Origin of the sequence: Ochrobactrum sp. S1502_03 (genome assembly GCF_044435015.1) — a bacterium.
Classification (GTDB): Bacteria; Pseudomonadota; Alphaproteobacteria; order Rhizobiales; family Rhizobiaceae; genus Brucella; species Brucella chromiisoli.
Genome location: NZ_JAYEXN010000039.1, coordinates 23,591 through 30,331, shown reverse-complemented (window position 1 = coordinate 30,331; position 6,741 = coordinate 23,591). Strand labels below are relative to the sequence as shown.

Sequence of the window (6,741 nt, the reverse complement as noted above, 5' to 3'; positions counted from 1 at the left end):
GGTTTCAGTCCAGGCCATGTGATCCTCCGTAGTCTTGGTAAACCACAGAGAATCATAAACTCCTGAAATCGCTCAACTTAATTTTCGGTTCGGCTCTTACAAGCACGTCAAAGCACGATAAGCTTCAAGGCTTCTCAAATAAAGTGCCGTTCGTTCCAAGAGCGCGTTTTACAGCAGCGCGTGCCGAAGCCATGTCAGGCATGCTCCAATTTGGTTCACTGCCCAGAAACTTATCCAGAAATGCAATTGCGTAAGCGGGGACTTCCGACACGTTTTCTTTGTAAGACCACCATGTTCGAAGATCATCTGCACATTGATCAATATCAGGCAAAGTTGCGAATTCCTGTTCATGAACAGCCGCAATCGCGCAGATGCAATAATTTGTATAGAGAAACCCTTCCGGCCAGAAGCTGATAATTTCGTACATCCTGGCAGAATCGCCGGTTGCATGGCGTGGTGGTGAAATGACTTTGGCCGGTGAAAGACGAATAAGCTCCCGCAACACCAGCCCCGCCGCAAAAGTGATGAAATCATTGCGATCTATTTTGGCAAAACGCTTGTTTTGATCGACAATCTCAACCCAGTTGAGAAAAGCCTCTGTCAGCTTCTTTTCATCAATCTCATATTCAACGCCATAGAGCGTATGCAACAAGCTCGCATGCTTGCGGAATGTCGCGCGAAACCAGCGCAACTGGCGCAATCGATGCCGAAGATCAGGCATTGAAGCCATTTGTTCTCTGAGTAGCAAATCCATGTCGCGAGCGACCTCCCGTTTGCAAATGATACTATGCGAAACCAATTGAAAAGTCAGGTCCTATTCGCTTTCAGTCACCTCTAATAATTATACATATTGACATACAAGAAAACAAATGTTCTCTATTTGCAGGATGAAGAAGCGGGAAAATATCCCGCTCGCTCTTCGTGGGAGGAGGAGAAAATGGCAATCTGGCAGTGGGCCTTATTGGGCCTGGCTATGCTTTGGGGCTTTCAGTCTTTGGGCGTCTGGTTTCAGATGCGCCACTATTCCGATGTCATGAAAGGGATCACTTCAAAGTATTCGGACGGCTTTGTGGGGGCGGGGCATGTACGCGCGCGTTTCGGCAAAGGCGTTATCGTATTGATTGTTGTTGATCGTAATCAGATTGTCCGGGGCTTTCTGCAAATGAGCGGACGAACAGTTTTTGCCAAATTTATCCGACGCGAAGGTTTTGAGGGAATGCGCCTGAGCGAGTTGCAGGACAACCCTGAAATTGGAGAAGGAAAGCCTGAAGTGGTGGCTGCTACCAAACAGGCGATGGAGCAGATCGGTCGCATCAGCGATCAGTCCGATGGGATCGAACTCGCGGGTCTCAAAGCAGTGGGAGCATAGGAGTTGCTTGCCTGAAACAAGCAATCGAGGAGGAACAATGTCGATAGTGACAATGTTGGCGCAACATGCCGACACAACAATGCAATCTATACATTTGGCCGGAAGCATGATTTCGGATGCCGCCCTGCATGGAAAACATGCAGCGGAACACGCAGGAAATGATCTGCTTCAACTGGCTCAGGCGACAACGACCGCCCCCGCTGATGCCGGGGCTGCCACAGGCACGGGCGGCATTTCAGTCGATCAGTTCAAAGAGCGTTTGCAGAATGTTGCTCAGGAAGAACAGCTTGGCTGGCTGGCTTCAATCGGGAAGCACTTCATTGGTGTGTTCCAGAAAGGTGGCGAGGTTTTTTCGGGCTTTGTGACGGGTATCATCCCAACGCTGGTCGTGCTGATGACCGCATTTTACGCGATCACGGAGCTGGTCGGTGAAAAGCGCGTTCATGGCCTTGCACGCAGTGCGGGTCGTATCGCGCTTACCCGCTACACTGTCCTGCCTGTTCTTGCGGTTTTCTTCCTGACCAATCCGATGGCCTATACCTTTGGCTCGTTTCTGGATGAGAAATATAAGCCAGCTTTTTATGATGCTGCTGTTTCTTATGTTCATCCACCGCTGGGTCTATTCCCGCACATCAATCCCGGTGAATATTTCGTCTGGGGCGGCATTCTGGTCGCGCTGCTCGAACTTGAGAAAAAAGGCGCGGTTCCGGTCGGTTATCATATCAGCGTGGCCATCTGGTACGCGATTGTCGGTCTTCTCGTCATCCTTCTTAAAGGCATGCTCACAGAACGCATCACCATGATTATGGCGCGGCGTCAGGGCATCGAACTTTAAACGGAATCCGGGGAGGATATCATGGTAAAGACCTATAAGGCAGTTAAGATTTCCCGCGGTTCCAATGGCTGGGGTGGGCCACTGGTTATTCAGCCAACCGAGCAGCGCAATAAAGTTGTTTCGGTCACAGGCGGCGGCATTCATCCGCTCGCCCGACGCATTGCCGATCTCACCGGCGCTGAAGCCGTTGATGGATTTCGCACGCCACCCATTGAAAGCGAAATGGCCGTTGTCGTTGTTGATTGCGGCGGCACGGCGCGTTGCGGCGTTTATCCGCGCAAGCGCATTCCAACCGTTAATATCACACCGGTCGGCCAGTCAGGACCACTGGCTCAGTTCATAACCGAAGACATTTATGTTTCCGGTGTGAAGCCCGAAGACATTGTGCTCGCGGATGGGTCAGAAGCAAGCGCATCTGCAACATCAGCCCCTGTTGAAGAAGAGGAAAAACCGCAGCCTGTCGATCTGCCAAATGATGGCGGCATTGTCGGTATGATCAGCAGCATCGGCCGCGTGATGGGTCGGGTGGTCGGTATCTTCTTCCAGGCGGGCCGCCGCACAATCGATCAGGTGGTCAGAAACGTGCTGCCGTTCATGGCGTTTGTCACGATGCTGATCGGTCTGATCCTTTATACAGGTATTGGCGATATTCTCGCCCAGCCGCTTGGCCCTCTTGCCAATAACATTGCGGGCCTTTTGGTCCTGTCTGCGATTTGCAGCCTGCCGTTTCTTTCACCCATTCTGGGGCCAGGCGCTGTTATTGCACAGGTCGTTGGTGTGGCGATTATCGGGCCACAAATTGCCAATGGCACCATTGCACCGGCAATGGCTTTGCCTGCTCTGTTTGCTTACAACGCTCAGGTTGGGTGTGACTTTGTTCCTGTTGGTCTGGCGCTTGGAGAAGCAAAGCCGAAAACCATTGAAATTGGTGTTCCGGCCGTTTTGATCAGCCGTCAGTTTATGGGCCCGCTTTCCGTTCTGATTGCCTGGGTTGTCAGCCTTGCAGTGCTTTAAAAACGGTGGGCCTGCTCTTAAAAGAGAGCAGGCCCAATCCAAGCTTATGAAAAATCAAAAGACCAAAATGAGAATACCGAGAAAGGACCATCTATGTCGATACATCTGAAAACGCGGATTACCGCGATCGGCCCGGAGGTTGCAGATCTCGCAGAAGGCGGTGTTCTGATCCTGTTTGCAGACGGCTCACCACCTGAACTGGCAGAGGTATCTGTTCTTCACGTGGTCGAAGAAGGCCCTGAAGCAGGGGCTCCTGCAATTGGAGCAAAGATCACCATTGGCTCTCTTAAAGCCGAGATTACTGCCGTTGGCGAAAGTGCCTGGCAGAAGGTGCGTGAAATCGGGCACGTTGTGATTTCTTTCACGGGTGCGAATTCAACGGATCGCCCGGGTGAAATCTGTGCCAGCGAAATAGCAGGCGAAGACCTTGTCGCTGCTCTCAAAGAAGGGCAGATTATCACCATCGGCGGCTAGAGCTGGCCGTTTTTCGGATAAGAATTGCGTGTTAAAACAGACAGTTGAAACGATTTTGGTGCGATAGACGTGAAATCGTTTTAGATGTCGATTTGAGGCTTACATAAATGGAACGCTCGACTATCGTCCGGGTGCATGAAGGGCTGCATGCGCGCCCAGCAACGCGCTTTGTTAAACTGGCCAAGGGCTTTGAGAGTGACATCGAAATTGCCAAGGCCGGGAAAAGCGTCAGTGCCAAAAGCTCCGTCAAGCTGATGCTGCTTGGCGTGAAAGAGCTTGATGAAGTGACCGTTCGTGCCGATGGAGCCGATGCGATTGAAGCCATTGAGGCTTTGATCGGGTATCTTGAAAATCCACAGGCGGGCCTTGAAGAGGCAGCCAGCCCGATTGCCGCCACTTCCACCGCTTCCCCTCAAGTCGCAGCCACTCCTCAACCTGAGATCAAGAGCGAGCTGCCTGCAGGTCAGATAAAGGGCGTTGGGGCGAGTGAAGGCGTTTCCTTGGGCGCTGCGTTTGCGTTTTTTCCTGAAGAGATCAAGCCTTCGGGTCGAAAACTTTCAGCATCTGAAATTGATGCAGAAATCGACCATTTCAAATCTGCAATCGCAACTGTTCAACAGCGCATGGATGCGTCGTTGTCGGGTGGAAATCTGGCCGATGCCGACAGGGGCATCATTGCTGCATTAAAAGATATTGCCGCGGATGATAGCCTGTCCGATGAAGCGCTCGCGCTTATTCGAGGTGGCCTTGACGCTATTTCGGCCATGCTTGCCGCAGCGTCAACGGTTGCCGGGCAATTTGCGGCACTGGATGATCCGTATCTTAACGCGCGCGCAGATGATGTTCATGCCGTCAGCCGCCAGATTTGTCTGGCTCTGCTTGGCAAGGAAGACATCAATTTGGAAGGTTTGCCGGAAGGCTCGGTGCTGATCGCTGAGGACATCGGTGCGTGGGATCTGGCGCGCGCACCGCTTAAGAAGATCAAAGGCGTTGTCTGCGGCCATGGCGGGGCAACATCGCACGTGGCCATCATTGCACGCACGCACGGCATTCCGGCGGTTCTTGGCCTTGGCAGTGCAGTTCAATATCTTAAGAATGCGAAAACCGTTGCAGTGGATGGAAGCCACGGCATCGTTCATGCCGACCCGGATATAGCCACCCGCAACGAAATTGAGGCGCGCATTTCCAAAGCACTCCAGGAAAAGCAGGCACTGGATGCTTACCGCTCCATCACGCCGCGTCGTGCCGACGGTACAATCATTGAAGTCGCAGCGAATATGGGCGCGCTGGAAGAGATTGATGTGGCACTCGAAGCGGGTGCGATGGGGGTTGGATTGTTCCGCACCGAGCTTCTGTTTATGAAGCACATTCACCTGCCTTCTGAAGATATGCAGACGGAAACCTATGCGACGCTTCTAAGAGCTTTCACCCCGAACCCGGTTATTGTCCGCACGCTGGACATTGGCGGTGACAAGCCTGTTGCCGGAATCGAATTTCCTGATGAGGAAAACCCTTTCCTTGGCTGGCGCGGCATTCGCATGTGTCTCGACCGCCCGGATGTGTTCAAACCACAACTGCGCGCACTGTTGCGTGCAGCTGTGAATGGCAATCTCAAAGTCATGTTGCCTATGGTATCGGATGTTGAAGAAATCCGTGCAACCAAGCGCCTTATTGCGGAATGCATCACTGAGCTGAACAGCGAAGGCAAAGCTTTTGCCGCGTTTGACCTTGGCGTAATGATCGAGACGCCTGCGGCGGTTTTCGCTGCCCGAGAACTTGCAAAAGAAGCGGCTTTCTTCTCCATCGGCACCAATGATCTGACACAGTATGTGATGGCTGCGGATCGCCTCAATCCAACCGTTGCAAAGCTTAACGATGTTAGCCATCCGGCTGTCATGGCTGCAATTGAGATGACCGCAAAAGCGGCAACAGAGGCCGGCATCATGGTGGGGATGTGCGGTGAAGCAGCTGGAAAGCCGGAGCTTATAGGCGAGTTTATTCGCATGGGACTGACCGAACTCAGCATGAGCCCTGCTTCCATTCCTCGCGCGAAAAAGCTGATTGCAGATATGTTTGGAAGCTAAACCTCGTCTATAAGGCCCCTATCAAAAAGCTCGGATTCAATCCGGGCTCTTATTTCATGGAAGATGCGTAATGAGGGTCTGGAACAGAGTTTCAAGATTGGCCTGATCGCAATCTTCTGCCGCCTTAATGAGACGCTCCCCGCGCACATCCAATGCCAGAATAGCGCTTTCCAAAGGATCAATGCCAGCAAGATCCGCCGCCTTAACGGTGATCAAGCCACAAGCAACACTGACTGCGGCAAAACACGCGGCTTCAAACCGGCGCAAAGCCTTTGGGTCACAATGGCTATTGAGCGAAATGAACCGCACAGGTCTTTCGGCAAGCAATTGCAGAAAAATAGCTGCAACAACTTTGGCTGTTGTCGCGATTTTCTTCTCACCTGCTTCAGCTGAAAATACATTTTTCAATAAAGCAGCATGGTTCTGCATTACCTTTTCATGAACGGTTAAAAAGACAGCCTCCTGGATCAGCATATTTTGCAACTTATGACGGCGGAGCACTTCTTTCGTGAGGTAATACATATCTTTGCGGAAAGCCCGCACGCCCTCAGCCGAGCCACCAAAATAAATTGCTAGGCTCTTCACATGCGGGGCGCCGCTATGTGCTTTCGGATCAGAGGAAATCAACGAAATCGAAATTGTTTCAGCCGTTGTCAGCGCCTTGTCCATCATGCTCGCGGCATGTCCCAGCAGCAATTCTGGAGATACAATTTCACCGGGTCGCGGAGCCGGCCGTTCTGTTTGCAAACTTTCATGACGATTGCGCCGGATCATATATCGAGCCTCGCGCAGACGGTCCTTTAGGTTGACTGCAATTTCTTCGGAAAGAATGCGTAACATGTTTGTTTTCCTCACCTGCAGCACCATGATAACAGAATGGACAATGCATAGGAATTATTGTTTGCCTCTGCGTGGAAAAGCAATAGTTTAGGTATAACAACACCAGTTCGATAACGCTGTATTGC

General features: G+C 51.8%; 7 protein-coding genes. 5 read left to right on the top strand and 2 right to left on the bottom strand.

Annotated features, from left to right (window positions below; genetic code table 11):
* Positions 1–124: 124 nt before the first annotated feature.
* A complete protein-coding gene (locus tag VBH83_RS17030) occupies positions 125–754 on the bottom strand; it encodes a hypothetical protein (protein ID WP_265985901.1) in 630 nt (209 codons plus the stop codon).
* A gap of 183 nt (positions 755–937) precedes the next feature.
* On the opposite strand from VBH83_RS17030, the gene VBH83_RS17025 reads away from it, so the two are divergent.
* The 5 genes from VBH83_RS17025 to ptsP all read left to right on the top strand — a co-directional run bounded on the left by VBH83_RS17025 (position 938) and on the right by ptsP (position 5,776).
* Positions 938–1,369 carry a transcriptional regulator GutM gene (locus VBH83_RS17025; protein ID WP_396998751.1) on the top strand — a complete coding sequence of 144 codons (432 nt, stop codon included), beginning with the start codon at positions 938–940 and terminating at the stop codon, positions 1,367–1,369.
* A 37-nt stretch (positions 1,370–1,406) separates the two neighbouring features.
* A complete protein-coding gene (locus VBH83_RS17020) occupies positions 1,407–2,204 on the top strand; it encodes a PTS glucitol/sorbitol transporter subunit IIC (protein ID WP_265985899.1) in 798 nt (265 codons plus the stop codon).
* 21 nt (positions 2,205–2,225) lie between these two features.
* Complete coding sequence (locus VBH83_RS17015) at positions 2,226–3,218, top strand: PTS glucitol/sorbitol transporter subunit IIB (RefSeq protein ID WP_265985898.1); 993 nt, start codon at positions 2,226–2,228, stop codon at positions 3,216–3,218.
* Positions 3,219–3,311: 93 nt separating this feature from the next.
* Positions 3,312–3,692, top strand: coding sequence for a PTS glucitol/sorbitol transporter subunit IIA (locus VBH83_RS17010; protein ID WP_265985896.1), 381 nt, complete (start codon positions 3,312–3,314; stop codon positions 3,690–3,692).
* A 107-nt stretch (positions 3,693–3,799) separates the two neighbouring features.
* Positions 3,800–5,776, top strand: a complete 1,977-nt coding sequence (ptsP, locus tag VBH83_RS17005; RefSeq protein ID WP_396998748.1) for a phosphoenolpyruvate--protein phosphotransferase — start codon at positions 3,800–3,802, stop codon at positions 5,774–5,776.
* A 54-nt stretch (positions 5,777–5,830) separates the two neighbouring features.
* On the opposite strand, the gene VBH83_RS17000 is transcribed toward ptsP, so the two are convergent.
* Entirely contained in the window at positions 5,831–6,616 is a 786-nt protein-coding gene (locus tag VBH83_RS17000) for a hypothetical protein (protein ID WP_265985894.1), read from the bottom strand.
* Positions 6,617–6,741: the final 125 nt, after the last annotated feature.